General features: G+C 71.2%; 20 protein-coding genes, 2 pseudogenes and 1 riboswitch. Of the genes and pseudogenes, 8 read left to right on the forward strand and 14 right to left on the reverse strand.

The annotated features are described in order from the left end of the window. From ACFU53_RS33005 to ACFU53_RS33060, 12 genes and pseudogenes are all read right to left on the reverse strand, one after another. The coding region (locus ACFU53_RS33005; protein ID WP_384000697.1) for a hypothetical protein at nt 1–405 on the reverse strand (405 nt) is incomplete at its 3' end. Between the two features lie 140 nt (nt 406–545). Beyond that, nucleotides 546–986: pseudogene (locus ACFU53_RS33010) on the reverse strand (WYL domain-containing protein); the annotation flags it as partial. A 184-nt stretch (nt 987–1,170) separates the two neighbouring features. Next, nucleotides 1,171–2,019, reverse strand: coding sequence for a thioesterase family protein (locus ACFU53_RS33015; RefSeq protein ID WP_384000700.1), 849 nt, complete (start codon nt 2,017–2,019; stop codon nt 1,171–1,173). A gap of 84 nt (nt 2,020–2,103) precedes the next feature. After that, the gene (locus ACFU53_RS33020; protein WP_384000703.1) at nt 2,104–2,739 is read right to left on the reverse strand and encodes a trimeric intracellular cation channel family protein; all 636 of its coding nucleotides are present in this window, start codon (nt 2,737–2,739) and stop codon (nt 2,104–2,106) included. Nucleotides 2,740–2,802: 63 nt separating this feature from the next. Continuing rightward, complete coding sequence (locus ACFU53_RS33025) at nt 2,803–4,080, reverse strand: dipeptide ABC transporter ATP-binding protein (RefSeq protein ID WP_384000754.1); 1,278 nt, start codon at nt 4,078–4,080, stop codon at nt 2,803–2,805. Between the two features lie 11 nt (nt 4,081–4,091). Further along, entirely contained in the window at nt 4,092–5,186 is a 1,095-nt protein-coding gene (locus ACFU53_RS33030; protein WP_384000706.1) for an ABC transporter ATP-binding protein, read from the reverse strand. Then, nucleotides 5,183–6,190 carry an ABC transporter permease gene (locus ACFU53_RS33035; protein WP_384000709.1) on the reverse strand — a complete coding sequence of 336 codons (1,008 nt, stop codon included), beginning with the start codon at nt 6,188–6,190 and terminating at the stop codon, nt 5,183–5,185. The genes ACFU53_RS33030 and ACFU53_RS33035 overlap by 4 nt, the downstream gene beginning before the upstream one ends. Before the next feature lie 69 nt (nt 6,191–6,259). Further along, nucleotides 6,260–7,999, reverse strand: a complete 1,740-nt coding sequence (locus ACFU53_RS33040; protein WP_384000712.1) for an ABC transporter substrate-binding protein — start codon at nt 7,997–7,999, stop codon at nt 6,260–6,262. A gap of 89 nt (nt 8,000–8,088) precedes the next feature. Beyond that, complete coding sequence (locus ACFU53_RS33045; RefSeq protein WP_384000715.1) at nt 8,089–9,087, reverse strand: ABC transporter permease; 999 nt, start codon at nt 9,085–9,087, stop codon at nt 8,089–8,091. A 370-nt stretch (nt 9,088–9,457) separates the two neighbouring features. Continuing rightward, nucleotides 9,458–10,249, reverse strand: a complete 792-nt coding sequence (locus ACFU53_RS33050; RefSeq protein WP_384000718.1) for an enhanced serine sensitivity protein SseB C-terminal domain-containing protein — start codon at nt 10,247–10,249, stop codon at nt 9,458–9,460. Between the two features lie 180 nt (nt 10,250–10,429). Further along, nucleotides 10,430–11,206 carry an enhanced serine sensitivity protein SseB gene (locus tag ACFU53_RS33055; protein ID WP_384000721.1) on the reverse strand — a complete coding sequence of 259 codons (777 nt, stop codon included), beginning with the start codon at nt 11,204–11,206 and terminating at the stop codon, nt 10,430–10,432. Nucleotides 11,207–11,382: 176 nt separating this feature from the next. After that, a complete protein-coding gene (locus ACFU53_RS33060) occupies nt 11,383–12,051 on the reverse strand; it encodes an AAA family ATPase (protein ID WP_384000724.1) in 669 nt (222 codons plus the stop codon). A 218-nt stretch (nt 12,052–12,269) separates the two neighbouring features. Continuing rightward, nucleotides 12,270–12,368: riboswitch (glycine riboswitch) on the forward strand. Nucleotides 12,369–12,528: 160 nt separating this feature from the next. On the opposite strand from ACFU53_RS33060, the gene gcvT reads away from it, so the two are divergent. The 4 genes from gcvT to ACFU53_RS33080 all read left to right on the forward strand — a co-directional run bounded on the left by gcvT (nt 12,529) and on the right by ACFU53_RS33080 (nt 16,986). Further along, entirely contained in the window at nt 12,529–13,671 is a 1,143-nt protein-coding gene (gene gcvT / locus ACFU53_RS33065; protein ID WP_384000727.1) for a glycine cleavage system aminomethyltransferase GcvT, read from the forward strand. A 174-nt stretch (nt 13,672–13,845) separates the two neighbouring features. Continuing rightward, complete coding sequence (gcvH, locus tag ACFU53_RS33070) at nt 13,846–14,223, forward strand: glycine cleavage system protein GcvH (protein WP_384000730.1); 378 nt, start codon at nt 13,846–13,848, stop codon at nt 14,221–14,223. 18 nt (nt 14,224–14,241) lie between these two features. Continuing rightward, on the forward strand, nt 14,242–15,507 hold the full coding sequence (gene glyA, locus ACFU53_RS33075) for a serine hydroxymethyltransferase (RefSeq protein ID WP_384000733.1): 1,266 nt from the start codon (nt 14,242–14,244) through the stop codon (nt 15,505–15,507). A 111-nt stretch (nt 15,508–15,618) separates the two neighbouring features. After that, entirely contained in the window at nt 15,619–16,986 is a 1,368-nt protein-coding gene (locus ACFU53_RS33080) for an L-serine ammonia-lyase (RefSeq protein WP_384000736.1), read from the forward strand. A gap of 470 nt (nt 16,987–17,456) precedes the next feature. Here the strand turns inward: ACFU53_RS33080 and ACFU53_RS33085 are convergent, their stop codons facing one another. Beyond that, nucleotides 17,457–17,909 carry a DoxX family protein gene (locus ACFU53_RS33085; protein WP_384000739.1) on the reverse strand — a complete coding sequence of 151 codons (453 nt, stop codon included), beginning with the start codon at nt 17,907–17,909 and terminating at the stop codon, nt 17,457–17,459. 35 nt (nt 17,910–17,944) lie between these two features. Here ACFU53_RS33085 and ACFU53_RS33090 point away from each other — a divergent pair, with 35 nt between their 5' ends. Continuing rightward, the gene (locus tag ACFU53_RS33090) at nt 17,945–18,193 is read left to right on the forward strand and encodes a hypothetical protein (RefSeq protein ID WP_384000742.1); all 249 of its coding nucleotides are present in this window, start codon (nt 17,945–17,947) and stop codon (nt 18,191–18,193) included. Between the two features lie 85 nt (nt 18,194–18,278). Here the strand turns inward: ACFU53_RS33090 and ACFU53_RS33095 are convergent, their stop codons facing one another. Further along, nucleotides 18,279–21,527, reverse strand: coding sequence for an AAA family ATPase (locus ACFU53_RS33095; protein ID WP_384000745.1), 3,249 nt, complete (start codon nt 21,525–21,527; stop codon nt 18,279–18,281). A gap of 251 nt (nt 21,528–21,778) precedes the next feature. On the opposite strand from ACFU53_RS33095, the gene ACFU53_RS33100 reads away from it, so the two are divergent. The 3 genes and pseudogenes from ACFU53_RS33100 to ACFU53_RS33110 form a co-directional block, all read left to right on the forward strand. Next, nucleotides 21,779–22,480: a LuxR C-terminal-related transcriptional regulator gene (locus ACFU53_RS33100; protein WP_384000748.1), complete on the forward strand. Its 702-nt coding sequence runs from the start codon at nt 21,779–21,781 to the stop codon at nt 22,478–22,480. 132 nt (nt 22,481–22,612) lie between these two features. Then, a complete protein-coding gene (locus tag ACFU53_RS33105; RefSeq protein ID WP_384000751.1) occupies nt 22,613–23,308 on the forward strand; it encodes a DUF4255 domain-containing protein in 696 nt (231 codons plus the stop codon). After that, a pseudogene (locus ACFU53_RS33110) lies at nt 23,305–24,045 on the forward strand (ATP-binding protein); the annotation flags it as partial. The gene ACFU53_RS33105 and the pseudogene ACFU53_RS33110, both read left to right, overlap by 4 nt.

Consider the following 24,045-nt stretch of genomic DNA (forward strand, 5'->3'; position numbering starts at 1 on the left):
GCTGTCCTTGGACGCCGACGCCGAGGCCTCCTGGCTCGGTGCCCCGCTCGGGGCCTGGCCGCCCTGGCCCTGCTGACCGCCGCCGGGGCCGCCGCAGCCGCCACCGCCACCGGGGCCGCCGTTCTGGCCGCCACCGCCGGGGGCGCCGGACGGCGCACCGGACGGCTGGCCGGAGGGCGCGCCGGACGGGGCACCCGACGGGGCCTGACCATTCGCGGACGGGGCGCCGGAGGGGGCTCCCGAGGGGGCGCCGGACGGGGCGCCGGACGGGGCCTGGCAGCTCTGCCGGCCGGAGTCGCCGCTGTTCGAGGTGGACGACGACGAGTCGCTGGAGCCGCACGCCACAAGGAAGAGGGGTGCGGCCGCCAGCAGGGCGACGGCGGGGACGAGACGCGCACGCTTCATGAGAAACAACGCCAAGAACGATGAGGGAGTTCGTGGGCGGCATCGAATCAACGCAGCTTGGGGCTCTCTTGGGTTCGCGCTGTGCCAAACCTGTGCGAACAGCAAAGCGATCACCAACCCACCCCGCCTGACCTGGCCTTTCACACCTTTCTCGCAACTCGGCCCTGATACAGGCTCGTGACAGAAGCGGCCGCGGCGGCCAGTTCGGCGCGCGCGTCGGGCGGGCCCAGCACCTCCAGCCGGTCGGCGAGGACCAGCAGTTGGCGCGCCTCCCCCCGGCACGCCGTACGACAGCCGCGCGGTCACCCACTCGCTCTCGCCGTGGTCCTCGGGCTCCGCCGGCCAGGCCGCCTGGAGGAACAGGAGCATGTCGAGGTAGGGACGTCGCACGCGCACGGTGACGTCGACGCCGCCCGGCCGTTCTTCGACCGACGCCGCAACTCCTCCCAGGCGTCGGCGAGTTCGACACCGGCTCGGCGCGTGGCGGGATCGTCCAGGACGGCCGCGGACCGCACCCGGTCCGCGCGGAAGGGCCGCGGCCTCCCCCGCAGGTCGGCGACGAGGTACCGGACACCGGCCTCGCAGCCGAAGGCCAGGGCCGGCCGCTCTCGCTCGACCCGGAGCCTGCCGAGTACTGCCTGGTGACGGCACGGGGCGCCCTCCCGGCCGGGCCTCGCGAGGGGCGCCCGTTCGAGGCGGCGGTGACGGCCCCCGAAGGGGCCGACGCCTACGGCCGGATGGCGGCCCGGCCGGGCCGTGGGCCGCTCAGTGCGACAGCCTGACGCGCGCCAGCTGCCGCGACTGCGCCACCAGCCGGTCCGCGCTGTCCCAGACCTCGGCGTCCTCCTCCAGGAAGCCGCCGGCGAGGTTGCGGGTGGCGATGGCGACCCGGAGCGGTCCCGGCGCCGGGCGGCACCGGACGTGGACGGTCAGCTCGACCGTCGGGACCCAGCCCTTGAGGCCCAGCTCGAAGGCGGTGGGCGGCAGTGCGTCCACCGCGAGGAGCAGGGAGAACGGGTCGGCGTCCCGGCCGTCGGCGAGCCCGAACCAGGACCGCATCTCGCCCTTGCCGGAGGGTGCGCCGAGCGCCCAGCCGAGCGTCGCGGGGTCGAGCTTCAGGAAGAGCCGGTCGGCGATCGCGGAGCCACCGGGGACGGGACCGGGGGCGTCCTGCGGGCCGAAGCACTGCTCGATCGGCGGGATCGCGGGCGGCTTCGCCGTCGTACGGACGTCGTCCGGGAGGGTGCCCAGGTCGCCGTAGGAGGCGAGGACGCGTATCCGCTCGACCTCGCGGCCCTCGTCGTCGTACTGGAAGAGGGAGGCCTGGCCGGTCGACAGGGTCCGTCCGGTGCGTACGACGTCCGTGCGGACGATCGCGGGGCCCGGCCGGGAGGCGGTCAGGTAGTGCGCGGAGATCGTGAACGGGTCGTCGTGCGGGAGCGCGTCGGCGAGGGCGCGGCCCAGGACGGCCAGGAGGTAGCCGCCGTTGACTGCGCCGGTGATCGTCCAGCCGGCGGAGAGGTCGATGTCGTAGACGCCCTCGTCGCGCCGCGTGAGCGCCGTGTCGCGGTCGAACTCGCTGTTGCCGATGGTCGCCTGGGATGCCTGAGCCATGGCGGTACCGTACAACAGGTTATTACTAAGCGGTAGCTTTATGTGTTGCGGTGACGTTTCACCTCGGAGGGCGAGGCCCGCTCGTCACCCCTCCTCGACCGCCGCGGACCGCCGGTTCCACGCCCTCGGCGCCCGCCAGTGGTACCGCATCGCCAGCAGTCGCAGCACGAAGGCCGTGATCGCGGCGAGGGCCGAGGTAAGGGCGTTCAGGGCGTCCTGACTGATGCACAGGACGACCATCCCGGCGCCGACCATCGCGGGCACGGCGTACAGGTCACGATCCCAGCGCAGCAGCGAGGGCACCTCGTTGGCGAGCACGTCACGGAGAACACCCCCGCCGACCGCCGTGGCGAGGCCGAGGGCGACGGAGGCGGTCAGACCGAGGCCGTACTCGTACGCTTTCGTCGTGCCCGCGACGCAGAAGAGGCCGAGGCCGGCGGCGTCGAAGACGTTCACCCCGGCCTGGATGCGCTCCACGTGCGGGTGGAGGAAGAAGACGAGGAGGGCGGCGAGCAGCGGGGTCAGGAAGTAGCCGAGGTCGGTGAAGGCGGCCGGCGGTACGGCGCCGATGACCAGGTCCCGGAACAGCCCGCCGCCGAGTGCGGTGACCTCGGCGAGGACGGCGATGCCGAAGACGTCGAAGTTCTTGCGGACGGCCAGCAGCGCGCCGGAGATCGCGAAGACGAAGATGCCGATCAGGTCGAGCGGGTAGGGAGACACCCGTACATTGTGACGCAGCAGTGAGCCCCCGCCTTACATTGCAAGGCGGGGGCTCGTTCTCGCTTACTTCTCGTCGGTTTCCTTGCCGACCTTGGTCTCGGCCGGCGCCTCGGTCCCCGGCGCGGCGACTTCGGTCTCGGTCGGCGCCTCGGCCCCCGGCGCCTCGGTGTCGGTCGGTGACTCGGCCTCCGGCTCCCCCACCGCCTTCGCCACCGCCGCCGACGTCTCCGCCGACTCGGCCAGCACCTTGTCCGGTACCAGCTCGCCCGCCTCCTTCGCGGCCGTCAGCAGGACGACGTCCTGGGGCTGCTGGTCCTCGAAGTTCTCGGGGTGGTGGCAGGCGACCCGCTGCCCCGGCTTCAGCTCGGCGAGGGGCGGCTCGGTGGTCGTGCAGACCTGCGTGGCCTTCCAGCACCGGGTGTGGAAGCGGCAGCCGCTCGGCGGCGCTATCGGCGAGGGCACATCGCCCTTGAGCAGGATGCGCTCGCTCTTGGCGTTCCGGCGCTTGGGGTCGGGGATCGGCACGGCCGAGAGCAGCGCCTTGGTGTACGGGTGCATCGGCGTCGCGTACAGGGAGTCCCGGTCGGCCAGCTCCACGATCTTGCCGAGGTACATCACCGCGATGCGGTCGGAGACGTGGCGGACCACCGACAGGTCGTGCGCGATGATCACGTACGTCAGGCCGAGCTCGTCCTGGAGGTCGTCCATCAGGTTGACCACCTGGGCCTGGATGGACACGTCGAGCGCGGAGACCGGCTCGTCCGCGACGACCATCCGGGGTTTGAGGGCGAGCGCGCGGGCGATGCCGATGCGCTGGCGCTGGCCGCCGGAGAACTCGTGCGGGTAGCGGTTGTAGTGCTCGGGACTCAGGCCCACCAGCTCCAGGAGGCGCTGGACCTCCTTCTTCACCCCGCCCTCGGGCTCGACGCCCTGGAGCTTGAACGGCGCCGAGACGATGGTGCCGATGGTGTGCCGGGGGTTCAGCGAGCCGTACGGGTCCTGGAAGATCATCTGGATGTCACGGCGCAGCGGGCGCATGCCGGCGGTCTTGAGGTGCGTGATGTCCGTGCCGTCGAACTCGACCTTCCCGCCGGACGGCTCCAGCAGGCGGGTGATGAGCCGGCCCATCGTCGACTTGCCGCAGCCGGACTCGCCGACGACGCCGAGGGTCTCGCCCCGGCGCACCTCGAAGTCGATGCCGTCGACGGCCTTGACCGCCCCGACCTGCCGCTGGAGCAGGCCCTTCTTGATGGGGAAGTGCTTGACCAGGCCCTCGACCCTGAGCAGCGGTTTCTCGTCGTCGGCCGACGTCTTCCGCACAGCCGTCGCCCCGTCCCGAATCTCAGTCTCGCTCACAGCTTCGGCGCAATCTCTTCGGTCCAGATCCGCGTGCGGTCCTCCTGCGACAGGTGGCAGGCGGTGAAGTGTCGGCCGCCGACCTCACTCAGCTCGGGGCGCTCGGTGCGGGTGATGTTGTCCTTGGGGACGTCCGCGTAGGGGCAGCGCGGGTTGAAGGCGCAGCCCGAGGGGACGTTGATGAGGCTCGGCGGCTGGCCCTTGACCGGGATGAGCCGGTCGGTCTGGGCGCGGTCGAGGCGCGGCATCGAGCCGAGCAGGCCCCAGGTGTAGGGGTGCTGCGGCTCGTAGAAGATGTCGTCGACCGGGCCGCGTTCCACGCAGCGGCCGCCGTACATCACGAGGATGTCGTCGGCGATCTCGGCGACCACCCCGAGGTCGTGCGTGATGATGATGACCGCGGAGCCGAACTCCTTCTGCAGGTCCCGGATGAGGTCCAGGATCTGCGCCTGGACGGTGACGTCCAGGGCGGTCGTGGGCTCGTCGGCGATCAGCAGTTCGGGGTTGTTGACCAGGGCCATGGCGATCATGGCGCGCTGGCGCATACCGCCGGAGAACTCGTGCGGGTAGCCGTCGACCCGCTTGTCGGGCTCCGGGATACCGACGCGGTCGAGGAGTTCGATGGCTCGCTTTCGGGCGACCTTCTTGCTGACGTCGTGGTGGACGCGGTACGCCTCGACGATCTGGCTGCCGACCTTGTAGTACGGGTGCATCGCGGACAGCGGGTCCTGGAAGATCATCGCCATGTCGCGGCCGCGCAGCCGGCGCACCTCGTCGGGGCTCGCCCCGACGAGTTCCTTGCCGTCCAGCCAGATCTCGCCCGACATCTGTACGTTCTTGCCGCGAGCCCCGAGCCGGTGCAGGCCCATGATCGCCAGCGAGGTCACCGACTTGCCGGAGCCGGACTCGCCCACGATGCCGAGGGTCTTGCCCTTCTCCAGCTGGAAGGAGAGGCCGTCGACGGACTTGACGAGGCCGTCGTCGGTGGGGAAGTGCACCTTGAGGTCGCGCACTTCGAGGAACGCCTGGGGGGCGTCCCCGGCGCGTGCGGGCTCGCCGACGGCGGCCCCGGTCTTGGACAGTTCGGTCACGAGAGCCTCACCCGCGGGTCGATCGTGGCGTACAACAGGTCCACCACAAGGTTCATGAAGACGACGAAGAACGCCGCGAGCAGGGTCACCCCGAGGATCGGGGGCAGGTCGTTGGCGCTGATCGACTGGACCGCGTACTCGCCGATGCCGTGCAGGGAGAACACGGTCTCGGTGATGAGGGCGCCGCCGAGGAGCAGGCCGACGTCCATGCCGAAGACCGTCACCAGCGGGGTCAGCGCGGCCCGCAGACCGTGCTTCACGACCACCTTGCGCTCGCGCAGGCCCTTGGCCCGCGCGGTGCGGATGTAGTCCTCGTTCATCGTCTCCAGCATGCCCGAGCGGGTGAGGCGGGCGTAGATGGCCGAGTAGAGGAGCGCCAGCGAGCACCACGGCAGGAACAGGGTGTTGGCCCACTGCGAGGGGTTCTCGGTGAAGGGGACGTACGTCCTGCCGAAGATCTCCAGTTGGTAGCTGAAGAGCAGCAGGGCCAGCTGTCCGGTGAAGAACATGGGCAGGGAGACACCCGCGAGTGCCACGCCCATGGCGGCCCGGTCGAAGAACGAGCCGGGCTTCAGGGCCGAGATGACACCGGCCGTGATACCGCCCAGCAGCCACAGTACGGCGGCGCCGGAGGCGAGCGAGATGGTCACCGGCAGCCGGCTGGTGAGCTGCGGCCAGACCTCCAGGTGGTCCTTGAAGGAGTAGCCGAAGCAGGGGGCGTCACAGCGGACCGTGGTGGGGCCCAGGTCGTACGTGGCACCGGAGACAATGCCCTTGATGAAGTTCCAGTACTGCTCGTAGACCGGCTGGTCCAGGCCGAGGTTCCGCTTGACCGCCGCGATGTCCGCGGGCGAGGGGTTCTTGCCGATGTACTGCTGTGCCAGCTGGTCGGCGGTCTGTCCGGCGAGCTTCGGCAGGATGAAGAAGATGCCGAAGGTGACCGCGGTGACGACGAGCAGCAGGATCACCGCCGCGATCGTCCGGCGGATGATGTACGAGATCACGAGGACCGGCGCCGGCGCCCGCGGGTGTGTTCTCCCGCGGGCGCCAATGCCTTCACCTGCCTTCCGGGGCTACTTCTTTTCCGTGGTACCGACGTTGAGGTAGTCGTACTGACCGCTGAAGGCCGAGGACGACACCAGGTTGGTGGCGTACGGCGAGCGGTACAGCAGGACCTTGAAGTAGGTCAGCGGCACGATGGCGGCCTGCTCCATGACCTTCTTGTCGACCTCGGTGTACGCGGCGGTGCGGGCGGCCTCGTCGGTGTTGCCGATCGCGTCGTCGAGCAGCTTGTTGACCGCGGGGTCGTCCAGCTCGGACAGGTTGGTGTTGCCGGACTGGCCGATGGCCTTGCCGTGCACGATCTGCTGCAGGAAGCCGTAGCCGGTGGGCCAGTCGGCACCCCACTGCATCATGATGAGGCCGATGTTGTTCTTCTTGTTGAACGCCGGCACGCCCGCGTAGTCGGAGAAGTACTTGCCCGACGGGTACTGCTTGATGTCGGCCTCGATGCCGACCTTCTTCAGCGCCTCGACGATCGCGGTGGCCGCGTCGACCTCGCCCTGACGGTCGGTGCGGGCGGAGATGGAGGTCTTGAAGCCGCCCTCCTTGCCGCAGGCCTTCAGGTGCTCCTTGGCCTTGGCGACGTCACCCTTGTTGTCCGGGGTGGCGTACGTGTCGGCCTTCTCGTAGCCCGAGACGTCGGTGGGCAGGACGGTGGAGGCGATGTCACCGCGGATCGGGCCGCCCATGGCGGTCTGCACGGCGGTCTTGTCGATCGCGTACTGCACGGCCTTGCGGCACTCGACGTTGTCGAACGGCGCCACCTTGGTGTTGATCGCCGTGTAGACGAGACGGCCGCCGAGCGCGTTGTCGGTGTTGGCCTCCTGGTCCTTGTCCTTGAGGACCTGGGCCTGGGTCTGGGCGTCGACACCGGTGCCCTGGATGTCGATCATGGTGTCGCCGGACATGACGTCCTTGTCGATGGTGGCCTTGTTGACCTTCAGGTTCACCACGATCTTGTCCGGGTACTGCTTGCGCAGCGGGTCCGTCTTGGCGTCCCACTCCGGGTTGCGGACGAGGACGATCTGCTTGCCCTCCTCGTACTTCTCGAACTTGTACGAGCCGGTGGAGACGACCTTCTTGGTGTAGTCGATACCGGTGTCCTTGGCCTTCGGCACCGGAGCCGTCTGCGGCATGCTCGCCAGGTAGTCGAAGTCGGCGAAGGCCTTGTTGAGCTTGAAGACGACGGTGTTGTCGTCCGGCGTCTCGATGGACGCGATGCCCGCCTCGTTCTTGTCCTTGTACGGGCCCTTGTACTTGTCCCCGCCGTCCAGCAGCTGCTGGAAGTAGTTGGGGCCGGAGGAGAGCACGTCACGGGCGAAGTTCGAGCGCTCCACGGCGTACTTGACGTCCTTGGAGGTGACCGCGGTGCCGTCCTCGTACTTGACGCCCTGGCGGATCTTGTACGTCCAGGTCTTGCCGCCGTCGCTGGGCGTGCCCGCGCTCTCGGCCAGGTCCGGGACGAGCTCGTTGCCCGCCTCGCCCGCGCCGGGCTTGAACGTCATCAGCGGACGCGCGTAGAGGCGGCTGAAGTTGAAGCCGTACGCGTAGTACATGTTGCCCGGGTCGAGCGACTCGGGGGCGTCGGAGCTGGCGTAGGTGACCGTGCCGCCCTTCGCCGTGGACTCGTTGACGACACCCTTGGTCGCGGCGTTGGCGCCGGCGCCCTTGGGGGTGTCCGTACCGTCTTCCGCCTTGCTGCAGGCGGACAGGAGCAGGCCGGCGCTGCTCACAACCGCGACAGCGGCCATTGCTGACCTTCGCATGATGGTCGGTTTCCCCTTCGTAGTTGGACAGTTGCGTGGGACTTCGGGCCACAACCGGGCCGCGGTCGCAGACGTCAGCGGCTGCGGGGGTCGAGGGCGTCCCGGAGGCCGTCACCGAGGAGGTTGAAGGCCAGCACCGTGATGAAGATCGCGAGGCCGGGAACGATCATGTACTGCGGGTCGACCTCGAAGAAGTCGACCGCCTGGTTGAGCATTCCGCCCCAGGAGGCCTGCGGCGGCTGGATCCCGACGCCGAGGAAGCTGAGCGACGCCTCGAAGATGATGTTCGTCGGGATGAGCAGGGTCGAGTAGACGATGATCGGCGCGACGAGGTTGGGCAGCAGCTCCTTGAAGAGGACGTACGGGCCACCGGCCCCCATCCCCCGCGAGGCGTCGATGAACTCCCGCTCGCGCAGCGCCAGGGTCTGACCGCGCACGATGCGCCCCATGTACGGCCAGTTGAAGAAACCGATGACGAAGATGAGCACCGAGATGTGCAGGGGCAGTCCTTCGAGGCCGAAGGCGCCGCCCTGGAGCGTCGCGGAGATGGCGATGGCGAAGAGCAGCAGCGGGAACGCCAGGAAGGTGTCCATCAGCCGGCTCACGATCGTGTCGACGCGGCCGCCGTAGTAGCCGGCGACCAGGCCGAGCACCACTCCGATGGCGTTGGACAGGATCGTCGCGCCGAACGCCACGACCAGGGAGACCCAGGAGCCCTCCAGGATGCGGGCGAGGATGTCACGGCCGAACTTGGGCTCGACACCGAGGGGGTGGTCCCAGCTCATCCCGCCGAAGTCGCCCTTGGGCAGTGAGGTGTTGGGGTCGATCAGATCCTGGTTGAAGGCGTTGGGGTCGAGCCCCAGCATCGACTGCAGCGGCCGGGAGAGGGCCGCGATCAGGATCAGCAGGACGACCACGACTCCGCCGGCGACCGCCACCTTGTCGCGCTTGAAGCGGGTCCAGGCGATCTGGCCGAGCGAACGGCCCTCGATCTTCTTGGCCTCGACACCTTCCAGCACGGCTTCGGGCTGCGCCTCGGCCTGCGATCCGGTCGTCTCTATGGGTGCGGTCATCGTCCCTCGTGCTTGCCCGTGCCGGTGGTTGCCGACTGTGCCTGGCGGCCGCCCGGGTCTGCGGTGCGGTCCGTCACCACTGCTGCTCTCTTGCTCTGTGACTACTGCTTGGTACGAGAGGGAGGCGCGGCACCGAACTTCGCCGTATGAACAGCGTGTTCGCCCGATCCCCCCATCGCTCTGGGGGAGTCTTCAACGGTCGCGCGATCAGGCACCAGACCCGGCGGCGAATGTATGCGCAACCGTGATGTGGCCAGCGGCGTTCCGCTATCCGGACGTGACGCTCTGTTGAGCGGTGGGTGCGGCGGTCATAGGTGACCCAGGTCATAAAACACGGGGGACAAGGCAGCCCTGCACGGGGCGTGAGCGCTCAGTAGCCGCCCGGGTATCCGTACCCGCCCGCCGCCGGAGCCTGCGCCGGGGCCGCGTGGGCCTCGCGGTCGTAGAAGGGGCGGGCTCCGGCGCGGAGCCACATGGCGACCGGGTCGTACTCGTCCGACATCGCGACCGTGGAGACGGGCAGGCCGTCCGGGACCGCCCCGATGGACTGCTGCATCATCGCGCGCACCGAGTCGACGGCGGGCGGCGAGGTGTCGTACACGTCGAGGCCGATGGCCAGATACGGCGCGCCGAGCGCGGGCTGCACCCAGGCGCGGCGCAGCGAGCGCACGGCGGGGGTGCGGTGGGCGTTCTGCGTGAGCAGGGCGTAGAACTGCGGGATCTCGATGGCCGGCTCGGACAGCCGGAGCGGGCCCGCGGGCTGCCGCTCCAGGCCCGTGGCGATCCGGCGCAGATCCAGCCAGGGGATGCCGACGCCGCCGCCCGGCGCGTGCGGGTTGAGCCAGAGGCCGTAGTGGTCGGGGTAGAGCGTGCGGGCCACGTCGAGGCCGTCGACCACCTCGTAACTGCGGTTCCAGCCACTGGCGGAGAGCTCCTGGGCGGAGGTGACGCACGGGGCGTAGTTGAACCCGTCGACCTCCATGTTCCCGTACTGCGCGTCCGGGGAACCGGCCTGGCCGTGCCAGAGCAGCATCCAGACCTGGCCGGAGGACGGGGCGGCGAGGGCACGCAGCAGCGCCTCGTAGGCGTCGTAACGCCCGGGCGTCACCTGGCGCAGCATGTGCTCGACCTGCCCGGTGGCGATGCGGCTGCTCGCGCTCACGTGGGCCGCCCTTCGGTGTTGGACCTTGGTTATAGGAACCAGCTTAGGTGGTGTGCGGGTTGAGCCGGTCAGGGCTCGGGGGTTGTTGTGCGTTGCGGGGTGCGGGTGCGTTGTGGCTGGTCGCGTCCACGCGGCGGAGCCGCATGGGGATACAGCCCCGCGCCCCTCACTGGGCGCCGGTCAGTACCCCTGCCGATAGAAGGGCCGTACCTTTTCGCGGAGCCAGTCGCCCACCGGGTCCTGGGCCACGTCCAGGAAGACCATGTTGACCGGCCAGGGGACGGGGGTCTTGGTCAGGGCGCGGCCGAGGGCGGCCAGGGGGAGGGCGCGGTCGGCCTCCCAGGGGCCCAGTTCGACGCCGATGAACATGACGGGGTCGGCGGTCTCGATCGAGGCGAGGCAGCGGCGGGCGGAGAGAACCACTCCGGATCCGGCGAACTCGGCCGAGGCGGCCGCGAGGAAGTCCACGGGGTCGTCCTGCCAGTCCGGCTCGAACAGCCGTACGCGGGCGCCGTTCGCCGATCCGTCCAGCGGGGTCCGCCCGGCCCGGCACAGCTCGGCCACGGCGGGCGGCGGCAACGGGATGCCCACGACACCGTCCGGGTTCAGGGCGAGGCCGATCTGCGGGGGCAGGCCGCGCGCGAACTCGACGGCCGGGGCGATCGTGTACGACATGTGGTTGCCGACGACCTGGCGGAACTGCTCCTCGGAGCTGAAGACCGGCACGTACGCCTGGCCGTCGAACTGCATCGTGGGCAGATCGAGCTGACCGCTCTGCGGACCGCCGCCCTCCGGCAGCGGCACCCACACGAAGCTGCGGGCCAGCACCTCCACGATCCGCGCCCCGGCCTGGGGCACCCCGAGGGACGCGGACAGCACCTCCTCCAGCTCGTTGCCGGGCCACCCGCCGTGCCCATGGGGATGCGCCTGTGCCGGAAAGTCCGCCGGGAAGTCCATCTGCTGCCTACCGCTTTGCTCCGTGATGCTGTTGTCCCTGCACCTTAGTGCCACCGGGGCGATTCAAGGGGCGCGGGGCAGCATCGATATGCGGCTCCGCCGCGTGGGCGCGATCGGCCACGGCGGACCCACGGCCCGCAACGCACCGCACCGCACCCCCGAACTCTCCCGCGATCTCACCCCATGAAGTCGATCCGCTTCAAGACATCCGCCGCGGCCCGGTCCATCAGCACCGCCGCCCCGCACCCCTCCGGCAGCCGCCCTTCCTCCACCGCCCGCAGCAACCGGGTCATGGCACCCCGGTGCCGCGCGAACGCGTACCGCGACACTCCCCGCCCCCGCTCCCGCTGCCCGTCCCGCGCCTCACCGGGAGTGACGTCGAGCAACAGCAGATGCAGGGTGCCGCCCCGCCTCCTGGCCTCGCGCGCGAGCCAGCTTCGCACCCACGCCTGCGCCCCGCAGTCGTGCACGACGACGCCCTCCCCGGAGCGCAGCGCCCGCCGCAGCCCCGCGTAGTGGGCGAGGCGCACGAAGGGCCGGTAGGCCGCGTACGGCAGGTGGCTGCCGAAGCGCGCGTCGAAGCGGTCGCGGGTGTCCTGGGAGTCGATCCGGACGCCGGGCACGGCCCGGCGCATCAGCGTCGACTTGCCGCTGCCGGGGAGCCCGGTGACCACCACCAGGTCGTCGGGCCCGAAGGACAGCCCGTGGGGGCTCCGCCCGGCACGCTCCCTGAGGTCGCGGACGACCGCCCTCGGGAACGGGCCGCACGCCTCACCGGCCGGTGCGACGGGCTGCTTGGGCATCGCGATGCCCGACGTCGTCGCGTACGCCGTGGTCCTGTTCACCGTGATCGTCCTCCCCAGGGGTATGGAAGTCCCATCCCCACAGATTGTAAAGAGAAGGTAATGCCCGATCCCTCCTGATTCAGTCCTCGTATTGCCACAAGGGTGCTACGGACCGCTGTGTCTGCCTGTGCTCCGTCGTCCCCCACCCGTGAAAGGTCCCCCTGCCGCGCCGCGTCGATGCGTGCAATGATGTGCGCGCCAACTGCATACCGGCCGCTTGAATCCGCGCGGGAGAGCTCCCAGCAGTCGTTCACTGGGGCGCCGAAGGAGCAAGTCCCTCCCTTGAATCTCTCAGGCCCAGATACCGCGCGGGCGAGGCACATCTGAAAAGCGGGCCGCATCTCTCTTCCGCAGGGGGCGGCTCCACCCACGGTGCAAGTCACGACCACCGATACGTACGGTCGTGGTGAACCTCTCAGGTTCCGATGACAGATGGGGAGGAACGACCTCGCCCGTCATGCCCTGGGAGCAGAACCGATGAGCAGTAGCCCCATCGCTGGATCGCGCCGTACCGCGCTCGATGCCCTGCATCGCTCGCTCGGTGCGACGATGACCGACTTCGCAGGCTGGGACATGCCCCTGCGCTACGGCTCCGAGCGCGACGAGCACACCGCCGTCCGTACGAAGGCCGGCCTCTTCGACCTCTCCCACATGGGCGAGATCACCGTCTCCGGCCCGCAGGCCGCCGCGCTGCTGGACCACGCACTCGTCGGCCACATCGGCGGTATCAAGCCCGGCCGCGCCCGCTACACCATGATCTGCCGTGCGGACGGCGGCATCCTCGACGACCTGATCGTCTACCGGCTCGCCGAGACCGAGGCCGGATCCCCGACGTACATGGTCGTCGCGAACGCCTCCAACGCCCAGGTGGTGCTGGACGCGCTCGTCGAGCGTTCCGCCGGGTTCGACGCCGAGGTGCGGGACGACCGGGACGCGTACGCGCTGCTCGCCGTGCAGGGCCCCGAGTCACCCGGGATCCTGGCCTCCCTCACCGACGCCGACCTCGACGGTCTGAAGTACTACGCGGGTCTGCCCGGCACGGTCGCCGGGGTCCCGGCGCTGATCGCGCGCACCGGGTACACCGGTGAGGACGGCTTCGAGCTGTTCGTGGAGCCGGAGCACGCCGTCGAGCTGTGGCAGGCGCTGACCAAGGCGGGCGAGGGCGTCGGCCTGGTGCCCTGCGGGCTGTCCTGCCGGGACACGCTGCGTCTGGAAGCGGGGATGCCGCTGTACGGGCACGAGCTGTCCACCGCCCTGACGCCCTTCGACGCCGGGCTCGGGCGGGTCGTGAAGTTCGAGAAGGAGGGCGACTTCGTCGGGCGTACGGCGCTGGCGGCGGCCGCCGAGCGGGCTGCCTCGACTCCTCCGCGCGTCCTCGTCGGGCTGGTCGCCGAGGGCCGCCGGGTGCCGCGCGCCGGATACCCGGTCGTCGCCGACGGCAAGGTGATCGGCGAGGTCACCTCCGGCGCGCCCTCCCCCACCCTGGGCAGGCCGATCGCCATGGCGTACGTCGACGCCGCGCACTCCGCGCCGGGCACCGCCGGTGTGGGCGTGGACATCCGGGGCAGCCACGAGCCGTACGAGGTCGTGGCGCTGCCGTTCTACAAGCGCCAGAAGTGACACCTTCGTAGTCGTTCGTTCGAGTCGGCCATTCTCAGTCGTTCGTCCGTCGTCGTTCAGAAGCGGCACCCGTGCGGACCCCGAGAGTGACACTGGGCACGTCCGCGCTGCTCAACAGCGGTTTCAGCAGTCCCCCATTCATCACCACTCCCCGCGTACAGGAGAATTCAGGTCATGAGCAACCCCCAGCAGCTGCGTTACAGCAAGGAGCACGAGTGGCTGTCGGGCGCCGAGGACGGCGTCTCGACGGTCGGCATCACGGAGTTCGCGGCGAACGCGCTCGGCGATGTCGTCTACGCCCAGCTTCCCGAGGTGGGCTCCACGGTGGCCGCGGGCGAGACCTGCGGCGAACTGGAGTCCACGAAGTCGGTCAGCGACCTGTACTCGCCGGTCTCCGGTGAGGTCACCGAGATCAACGAGGACGTCGTCAACGACCCGTCGCTGGTGAACACCGCCCCGTTCGAGGGCGGCTGGCTGTTCAAGGTACGTGTCGCGGAGGAGCCGGACGATCTGCTCTCCGCCGACGAGTACGTCGCCCACACCGCCGGCTGAGAAGACGAGGTCGTACGCATGTCGCTTCTGAACACGCCCCTGCACGAGCTGGACCCGGAGATCGCGGCCGCCGTCGACGCCGAGCTGCACCGCCAGCAGTCCACCCTGGAGATGATCGCCTCGGAGAACTTCGCTCCGGCCGCGGTCATGGAGGCCCAGGGCTCGGTGATGACCAACAAGTACGCCGAGGGCTACCCCGGCCGCCGCTACTACGGCGGCTGCGAGCACGTCGACGTGGCCGAGCAGATCGCGATCGACCGGCTGAAGGACCTGTTCGGCGCCGAGTACGCCAACGTCCAGCCCCACTCCGGCGCCTCCGCCAACCAGGCCGCGCTCTTCGCGCTGGCCCAGCCCGGCGACACCATCCTCGGCCTGGACCTCGCCCACGGCGGCCACCTCACCCACGGCATGCGCCTGAACTTCTCCGGCAAGCAGTTCGACGTGGTCGCCTACCACGTCGACACCGCCACCGGTCTGGTCGACATGGCCGAACTGGAGCGCCTGGCGAAGGAGCACCGGCCCAAGGTGATCATCGCGGGCTGGTCGGCGTACCCGCGTCAGCTGGACTTCGCCGAGTTCCGCCGGATCGCGGACGAGGTCGGCGCGTACCTGTGGGTGGACATGGCGCACTTCGCGGGCCTGGTCGCGGCCGGGCTGCACCCCAACCCGGTCGAGCACGCGGACGTGGTCACCTCCACCACCCACAAGACCCTCGGCGGTCCGCGCGGCGGCATCATCCTCGCCAAGAAGGACTTCGCGAAGAAGCTCAACTCCTCCGTGTTCCCGGGCTTCCAGGGCGGACCGCTGGAGCACGTCATCGCGGCGAAGGCGGTGTCGTTCAAGGTCGCCGCGAGCGAGGAGTTCAAGGAGCGTCAGCGCCGTACGGTCGAGGGCGCGCGGATCCTCGCCGAGCGGCTGACGGCCCCGGACGCCCGTGAGGCCGGCGTCGACGTCCTGTCCGGCGGCACCGACGTGCACCTGATCCTGGTCGACCTGCGCGCCTCCGACCTGGACGGGCAGCAGGCCGAGGACCGTCTCCACGAGGTCGGCATCACGGTCAACCGCAACGCCGTCCCCAACGACCCCCGCCCGCCGATGGTCACCTCCGGTCTGCGCATCGGCACCCCCGCCCTCGCCACCCGCGGCTTCACCGCCGAGGACTTCACCGAGGTCGCCGACGTCATCGCCGAGGCGCTGAAGCCGTCGTACGACGCCGAAGCCCTCAAGACCCGGGTCAGGGCCCTCGCGGACAAGCACCCGCTGTATCCGGGGCTGGGGAAGTAACCCGGGCGTCATCGGTACGTAGTCCCGCTATTGCGGGGCACCGCGCACACTGGGGGAGTGAGCGCGGTGCCCCACCCCCTGCACAGCCCTTCCCCGTTCTGAGGAGTCACCGTGGCCATCTCGGTCTTCGACCTGTTCTCGATCGGCATCGGCCCGTCCAGCTCCCACACGGTCGGCCCGATGCGTGCCGCCCGGATGTTCGCCCGGCGGCTGCGCAACGAGGAACTGCTCGCGGGCGTCGCCTCGGTACGCGTCGAGCTGTACGGCTCCCTGGGCGCGACCGGCCACGGCCACGGCACCCCCAAGGCCGTGCTCCTGGGCCTGGAGGGCGCCTCACCGCGCACGGTGGACGTCGGGTCGGCCGACGACCGGGTGGAGGCGATCAAGGAGTCGGGCCGCATCCGCCTGCTCGACGACCACGAGATCCCCTTCGACTTCGGCAAGAACCTGGTCCTGCACCGCCGCAAGGCGCTGCCGTACCACGCCAACGGCATGACCATCTGGGCGTACGACGCGGGCGGCGCCGAACTCCTGTCGAAGACGTACTACTCCGTCGGCGGCGGCTTCGTCGTCGACGAGGACGCGGTCGGCGCGGACCGCATCAAACTCGACGACACGGCCCTCAAGTACCCCTTCCGCACGGGCGACGAGCTGCTCCGCGTGGCGAAGGAGACGGGTCTGTCGATCTCCGCGCTGATGCTGGAGAACGAGCGGGCCTGGCGCACCGAGGACGAGATCCGCACCGGACTCCTCGACATCTGGCGCGTGATGCAGGCCTGCGTCTCACGCGGCATGTCCCGCGAGGGCATCCTGCCGGGCGGCCTGCGCGTACGCCGCCGCGCGTCCATGTCGGCCCGTCAACTCAGGGCGGAGGGCGACCCGTTGGCCCGCTCCATGGAGTGGATCACGCTCTACGCGATGGCGGTGAACGAGGAGAACGCGGCCGGCGGCCGCGTGGTCACGGCCCCGACGAACGGCGCGGCCGGCATCATCCCTGCCGTCCTGCACTACTACATCAACTTCGTGCCCGGCGCGGACGAGGACGGCGTGGTCCGCTTCCTGCTGGCCGCCGGCGCCATCGGCCTGCTCTTCAAGGAGAACGCCTCCATCTCCGGCGCCGAGGTCGGCTGCCAGGGCGAGGTCGGCTCCGCCTGCTCCATGGCGGCCGGAGCGCTGGCCGAGGTCCTCGGCGGCAGCCCCGAACAGGTCGAGAACGCCGCCGAGATCGGCATGGAACACAACCTCGGCCTCACCTGCGACCCCGTCGGCGGCCTCGTCCAGATCCCCTGCATCGAACGCAACGGCATGGCGGCGGTGAAGGCCGTCACCGCCGCCCGCATGGCCATGCGCGGCGACGGCACCCACAAGGTGTCCCTCGACAAGGTCATCAAGACCATGAAGGACACCGGCGCCGACATGTCGGTGAAGTACAAGGAGACGGCGCGGGGCGGGCTCGCGGTGAACATCATCGAGTGCTAGGGAAATCGGCCCTGCCCGGTGCGCTCGTAACTTTCGGCGCTGTCAGGGCCTTCCTTGCTCACGCGGCGGGAAGTCCCCGGCAAGGTCCCTGGGGCAGGCGTGAAAGTCCCCGAAAAGTCCCCGGGAAATCCCAGGGGGTGGGCGTCTGACCTGGGGGTCGTGGCATCCTCGGTCACTGGCGGCCTGCCCGGCCGGTGCAGCTCGGTCAGCAGCGCCTGGTGCAGCCGGTCCCAACACGCCTGCCTCGTTCCGAACAAGATGCCCGGCAGGTTCGTCTGCGGCCCATCGGGTGCCTCCTCGGGGCAGCGGCAGCAGCAAGGACAGGGGGCCGGGCCGGCATCCGCCGTCCGCCGGGCCGGAGGTCATCGGGTGCCTCGCACGACAGCCCCGCTCATCGGCACCGTCTCGGGCCCGCGCGCCTGTGCTGCGAAGCTCCGTGGCAGGTTGCGTAGTTCCCCGTAGGGACGGCGTCACCGGGACGGCTTGGCGACGCGGTGGGAGCCGGGGCGGGTGCTGGTCTCGCGGCCGGTCAGTCCCGCCAGGGACAGGGCGCCCGGACCGGTGAAGACCAGGAGGAGGAAGCCCCAGCAGAAGAGGACGGGAGCGAGGCCGCCGTTCTGGAGGGGGAAGAGGCCGTCCTTCTGGTGTTCCGTGAAGTAGGCGAAGGCCATGATGCCCGAGCTGAGGAACGCGGCGCCGCGGGTCACGAGGCCGAGGAGTATGAGGACGCCGCAGGTCAGCTCGATGACTCCGGCGTACCAGAAGGGCCAGTCGCCGACCGGGCTCGCCTTCCGGTCCAGGATCCCGAAGACCGTGGCGGCGCCCTCGCCGGCGAACAGCAGGCCCAGGACGATACGGAACAGGCCCAGGACGAGAGGTTGGCGCGTCGTGAGCCAGTCGTTCAGGCGCGGGGTGCTGCTCATGGGTACTCCTCGGATGTGTCGGTGGTGCGGGCTGCGTGCGCGCGGACCTGGACGATGTGCGGCGTACGGACCTCTACGCGTGGGTGCTCCCGGTATTTCCTACGCATGCGCCCGGCCTCCGGTTCAGGGAATCCGTCGGCGACTTCGGGGCGGCGGCGTACGGCCTTGACGCCCCGGCAGCTTGGGTATGCGCCTGCACCACGCCGCCACCGCTCCCCTTCCGCGCCATGACCCTGGGCAGCCGCCCGTACGGCGTCGTCCAACTGCGCGCGATGCCGGTGTGAGACCACGGGCACCCCGAGCGCGGCAGCCGTAGCCGTAACCGTAACCAATGGCCACGGCCACGGCCGTTTGGTGTCAGTGCCAGGGTCAGGCCTTCTCCCCGGTGTTCGCGAGGGCCGCGCCGAGTTCTGCTCTGCGGCGGATGCCGAGCTTGCGGTAGGTGCTGGTCAGGTGGGTCTCCACGGTGCGGCGGGCGAGGTGGAGGAGCTGGGCTATCTCGGTGTTCGTACGGCTCTGCGCGGCGAGTTCGGCGATGCGGCGCTCGCCGGCGGTGAGTGCGGAGGGGCCGGTCAGGGCCGTCGCGGCGCGGCGGGCGCCGCCCTCGCGCAGGGCCGACTCCGCGACCGCGCGGAGCCGGAGCGCGCCCAGGCGTTCGGCGCGTTCGGCCGCCTCCCGGAAGGTGTCACGGGCCCGCGCCCGCTCCCCGGCGGCGGCGAGCCCCCGCCCCTGCGCCACGAGCGCCGGTATCAACTCCGTCTCGACCAGCGCACCGCCCGGCGCCCCGGTCCGTCCTCCGTCCTGCGCCTCGACGGCCGCCCAGCCGGCGATCGACGGCACCGCGGACGCTCCGGCCACCGCCGCCCAGCCGCTCACAGCCCGCGCAGGGCCTCCGTCCAGCGCCCAGTCCCGCATCGCCGTCACCCGCGCGGGGGCGGCGCCCGGCACCGGGCCGCCCACGGCCGCCGCAGGCCCGCCGGCCGTTCCTCGGCCGCCCGACCCGACCTCAGGCCCGCCGCCCGGCACCCAGCCGCCCACCCCCGCCGCAGGCCCGTGACCCGAGGCACGATTCCCCGTCCCTGCCGCAGTTCCTCTCCCCATCGCCCGGTCGCCCTCTGGCGCTGCCGGTCCCCCGCCCGGTGCTTCACCGCCCCATACCGCCGGTCGCCCGTCCAAGGCGGCACCCCCCAGCGCCCCGGCCGCCGCCCCCACAGCTTCCTCCAGCGCCCCGTCAACCCCCTGCCGCAGCACCCGTACCGCTCGGTCCCCCAGCTCCAGACCCCGGCGCCCGCCCGTCGCCGTGCCGAGGGCGGACAGGGCGCGGCCGAGGACGCGGGGGGTGTTCCAGACGGTGGCGAGGCAGAGTTCCTGTTCGGCGAGGGCGAGGGCCTCTTGGGGGCGGCTGAGGGCGAGATGGCATGCGGCGGCGGCGGTGCGCCAGGGGGTGACGACGGGGCTGGCGACGTCCCGGGCGGACTGGCGGCGGCCGCACTCCAGGAAGTCGTCCAGGGCGGTGGCCGGGTCACCGGTGGCGGCGCGGAGGAGGCCCCGGGCGTAGAGGAAACGGTTCACCTCCCAGGAGTCATGGGCGTGTTGGGTCTCGAAGGCGTCGGCGAGGCGGGCGGCCTCGTCCGTGCGGCCGGTCTCCACGAGGGCGATGACCGCGTGGGCCAGCGCGTTGGCTGACTCGGGGCGGCCGGCGACCGCGCGCGAGACCTCCGGGTCGGCGAGGACCTCCTCGTGGGCGCCGCGTGCGGCGGCGATGTCGATGCGGACGTTGAGGAGGGCCAGATGCATGGGGTGGAGGAGCGAGGTGCGCTGGCCGCTGAGGCCGCGGTGGACGAGGCGTTCGGCCTCGTCGAGCTGGTCGGCCCACTGGGCGACGGCGGCTGCGGTGCCCAGCAGGAAGACCTCGGCCAGCGGGTCGGCGGGCTGGGAGAGGAGGGCTCGGATGCGGTGCATGGCCGAGGCCGCCGAGATCAGGCCGGCGGTGGCCTCGTAGCGCACGAGGAGGGCCTGTCCTGCGGTGCCGACCAGGTGGGGCGAGCGCTCGGCGGTCTCGCGGAGCCAGCGGTACACCTCCTGCCGTACGCCCTGGTCGTGGTCGGAGAGCAGCGCGGAGGCGGTCTGGACGGTGCGGATCAGGTCCGGGTGTCCCGTCAGATGCTCGTCACGCAGCCCGCGCAGCACGTCGACGGCGGCGCGGGCCTCGCCGCGCCGGGCCAGGGCCGTGCCCAGGGCGACCGCCGCGTGGACGCGTTCCCGGGGCGGGCCGGGCAGGCGCATCGCCTCGGCGAGCCGGGGTATGCCGGCGGTGGACCGTACGGTGGCGTACTCCAGGGAGCCCAGTTCGGTGAGGACCACGGTGCGGCGGGCGGCCGGCATCGGTTCGTCGAGGGCGCGGCGGAGGTAGGCGAGGGCCTCGTCGCTGCGGTCGTCGCGGACGGCGACGTCGGCGGCGTCGAGCAGGACGCCGGTCGCCCAGGGATCGCCGACGGGGCCGGAGCGCAGCAGTTGTTCGGCGACGGCCTCGGCGTGGTCGCCCCGGTGCAGCATCGCCTCGGCGGCCCGGCGGTGGGCGGCCTGCCGGTCGGCGCTCGCCCAGCCGCCGAGCACCGCGTCCCGCAGCAGCGGGTGGGCGTAGCGGGGCCGCCCTTCGGGATCGGGGCGCAGCAGGCCGAGGCCGGTCATCGCGGTGAGCCAGCCGGGTACGCGGTCGGGGTCGGCGTCGGCCGTCCGGGCGAGCAGGTCGGCGTCCGCCGGTACGGGGGTGTCGTCCAGCGCGGCGAGCGCGCGGGCGACGTCGGTGGTCGCGGGCCCGGCGCTGTCCAGCCACCAGGACACCGCGGCGGAGTAGGTGCCCGGGTAGAGCGCGGCGCAGGTGTCCGGAAGGGCAGCAGGGAAGGCCCCGGGGTCGGCGTTCTGGAGGTCGGACAGCAGGGCGCGCAGCAGCAGAGGGCTGCCCGCGCCCGCCCGTAAGCAGGCGTCGACCCATTCCGGCGGGGCATCGCCGTGGACGGAACGGACCAGCCGCGCCCCGGCGTCCGGGCTCAGCGGGGCCAGGGTGCGGGTGTGCACGAGGGCAGGGGAGAGGGCGTGCGTGAGACCGTCCGCCGGGGGGTCGATGTCGTACTGGCTGCGCTCGGTGACCACCAGGAGCACCGGCAGGCGGTCGATGCGGCGGACGACCTCGACGAGCCAGCGGCGGGACGGGGCGTCGGCGAAGTGCGCGTCGTCCACGGCGACGAGCAGCGGGGACTCGGCCGCGTAGGACTTCAGCAGGCGCCACAGGCGCGCGGGCCTGCCCCGGTGCGGCGGGGTGCCCGGCGGGTCCGGCGCCTCGCCCGCGACCTGGTCGAACTCCGGCCCGTGGGCGAGGAGTTGGAAGACCGTGTCGAACGGTACGGAGCTGTGCTCGGGCGAGCAGCGGGCCCGCAGGACGCGCATGCCGTTGGCCGCCGCGTGGTCGGCGGCGGCCTCCAGGAGCGCGGTGCGGCCGGTGCCGGTGGCGCCCCGGAGGAGCACCGGGCGGCCGGAGCCGGTCCGGGCGCGGGCGGCCTCGGCGGCCAGCAGCTCCAGGGGCTCACGGCGTTCGAGAAGCGGTTCCGGCGCGCACATCGCTGTCTCCTGTCGTGGACTGTGGTTTTCCGCTTCCGTAGACGGGGCACGGCCCGTCGGGGTGCACCGTTCGCGGACGGTCGGCGTGAAAGTGCCGTGGCCGGTCCCGTGGTGCGTCTCGTGGTGAATCTCGTGGTGTATCTCGTGGTTCTCCACGATTGCGCAGCGCACACGACACACAGAAGTGTGAATCGAGCCCATCGGCCACTCCTCTCTCAGGAGCGGCGATTTCGTGCATACGGGAGAAACGGTTGCGCAGCACATTCCGGACCGCGGACGCCGCGGCGGCCACGGCCACGGCCACCGTCACGGCGGAGCCCCAGGAGTCCCGGCGCCGTATCCCGGTCGTGGTCCACACCCTCGACCCGCTCTCCCGCGCCGGAGTGCTCAGCCAGCTGCGCGGGCACCCGGTGATCGACCTGGTGGACGACACAGAGGTACGGCCGGGCACTGTGGCCGTGCTGGTCGGTGACACACCGGACGAGCCGCTGCTCTCCGCGCTGCGCCGGATGGTGCGCAGCGAGGGGGCACGGGCCGTCCTGGTGGTGAGCCTGATCCGCGAGACCGAGCTGCTCGAGGTCATCGAGTGCGGGGTCGGGGCCATCGTGTGGCGCCACGAGGCGACCGCGCACCGGCTGTCGCAGGCCGTGCTCGCGGCCTCGCGCGGGGACGGCGACCTGCCCGCCGATCTGCTCGGCCGGCTGATCAACCAGGTGGGGACGTTGCAGCGTTCCGTGGCCGGCCGCACCGGGGCGCCGCTGTCCGGCCTGGTGCCGCGTGAGATCGACGTCCTCCGGCTCGTCGCCGAGGGGATGGACACCGGCGAGATCGCGAGCAAGCTCTCCTACTCCGAACGCACCGTCAAGAACGTGATGCACGGGCTCACCACCCGGCTGCATCTCCGCAACCGGGCGCACGCGGTGGCCTATGCCCTCCGGGAAGGCTACATCTGATCGAACGGGCATACCTACCGGGCCCGTCGGGCAGCACATCGTGCCCCCTCGACGTCCCCGGCGCGTCTGGAAGGGCGGCGCCGCAGCGGACAGGATCGACGGACAGGCACACGACACAGCAGGAGCACGACCGTGATCCACGAGGTGGACGAGGTCCTCAAGGGACTGATCGGCGGTGGTGCCCTGGCCGGCTCCGGCATCGACGTCTCCTTCGAGGCCCCGACCCGCGACTGGGCGGCCCGGCGCAACGCGCCCGCCATCAACACCTATCTGTACGACATCCGCGAGGACGTCTCCCGCCGCCAGCGCGGCCACATGCCGGTCCGTGACGAGCGTGACATCGTCGTACGGCGCCGGCAGCCGCCCCGCTGGTTCCGGCTGTCGTACCTGGTCACCGCCTGGACCAAACAGCCTCAGGACGAACACCGGCTGCTCTCCGCGGTGCTGGCCACTCTGCTGCCGCACGAGCTGCTGCCCGCCGAGGAACTCCCGGGCGCGCTCGGGGCGTTGGGCCTGACCGTGCCGCTGTCCGTGGCGGGGCTGCACTCCGAGTCCCGGTCCCTGGCCGAGATCTGGTCCGCGCTGGGCGGCGAGATGAAGCCGTCCCTCGACCTCGTCGTCACCGCCCCCTTCCCGGCCTTCCCCGAGTACGACGCCGGTCCCCCGGTCACCGAGGGCGCGGCGATCCGCGTACGCGGCATGGACGGCTCCCTGGAGGGCTCGGAGGAACGCGCCCACCGGCCGGGGCAGTTGGCGTCCGCCCCGCACACCGCAGACCGGCAGGGCCGTCCGACGTCCGTACCCGGAACCGGAGAGCGACAGCGGTGACCACGCACGCCTCCCCCACCACCGATGCTCTTCTCCTCCGGCTCGCCCGACTGCGCGACCGCACCGCCGAGTTGGTGGCCGAGCGCAGCGCCGGTGATCCGACGGCGGGTGACCCGCTGCGGGGGCTGTACCTGTCCGAGGAGGGCGTACGGCATCTGCTCGGGCCGTCGGCGAGGTCGTACCCGCCCGTCTTCGAGAACGGAGAGGACGCCGACGGCTTTGCGGAGGCCTCCCCCGACGGTCCGCTGGAGCGGCTCGCGGGGCGGCTCGGGCTCACCGAGCTGGACGCGCGGATCCTGCTCATCGCCCTGGCGCCCGATCTGGACCGCTCCTACGAGCAGTTGTACGGGTACCTGAACGACGACGTCGGCAGGCGTCGGGCCACCGTCGGGCTCGCGCTCGATCTGTGCGGTCTGCCCGTGCATCTCGCTCAGGCACGGGCCCGGTTCCGGCCCTCGGCGCCGCTGAGCGCGCTCGGGCTGCTGACCGTCGAGGAACCCGAACGTCCCTTCCTCGGGCGGGCGCTACGGGTGCCGGACCGGCTGGTGGCGCATCTGCTCGGCGACGACACGCTGGATGCGGCGCTCGCCGGCCATGTCCGTCCGCTCGCGTCGGCGTCGTCTGCGGCCGCGCTGTCGTCCTCGTCCGCGCCTTCGACCTCGTTCCCGTCCGCGCCTTCGACCTCGTTCCCGTCCGCGCCTTCAACCTCGTTCCCGTCCGCGCCTTCGACCTCGTTC

The sequence above is a fragment of the Streptomyces sp. NPDC057474 genome (genome assembly GCF_042802555.1).
GTDB lineage: Bacteria > Actinomycetota > Actinomycetes > Streptomycetales > Streptomycetaceae > Streptomyces.

Coding starts and splice junctions, on each gene's coding strand:
- ACFU53_RS33085 (WP_384000739.1), bottom strand. CDS start 17,909: ATGAGCAGCACCCCGCGCCTGAACGACTGGCTCACGACGCGCCAACCT.
- ACFU53_RS33045 (WP_384000715.1), bottom strand. CDS start 9,087: ATGACCGCACCCATAGAGACGACCGGATCGCAGGCCGAGGCGCAGCCC.
- ACFU53_RS33095 (WP_384000745.1), bottom strand. CDS start 21,527: ATGTGCGCGCCGGAACCGCTTCTCGAACGCCGTGAGCCCCTGGAGCTG.
- ACFU53_RS33015 (WP_384000700.1), bottom strand. CDS start 2,019: ATGGCTCAGGCATCCCAGGCGACCATCGGCAACAGCGAGTTCGACCGC.
- gcvH (WP_384000730.1), top strand. CDS start 13,846: ATGAGCAACCCCCAGCAGCTGCGTTACAGCAAGGAGCACGAGTGGCTG.
- glyA (WP_384000733.1), top strand. CDS start 14,242: ATGTCGCTTCTGAACACGCCCCTGCACGAGCTGGACCCGGAGATCGCG.
- ACFU53_RS33040 (WP_384000712.1), bottom strand. CDS start 7,999: ATGGCCGCTGTCGCGGTTGTGAGCAGCGCCGGCCTGCTCCTGTCCGCC.
- ACFU53_RS33055 (WP_384000721.1), bottom strand. CDS start 11,206: ATGGACTTCCCGGCGGACTTTCCGGCACAGGCGCATCCCCATGGGCAC.
- gcvT (WP_384000727.1), top strand. CDS start 12,529: ATGAGCAGTAGCCCCATCGCTGGATCGCGCCGTACCGCGCTCGATGCC.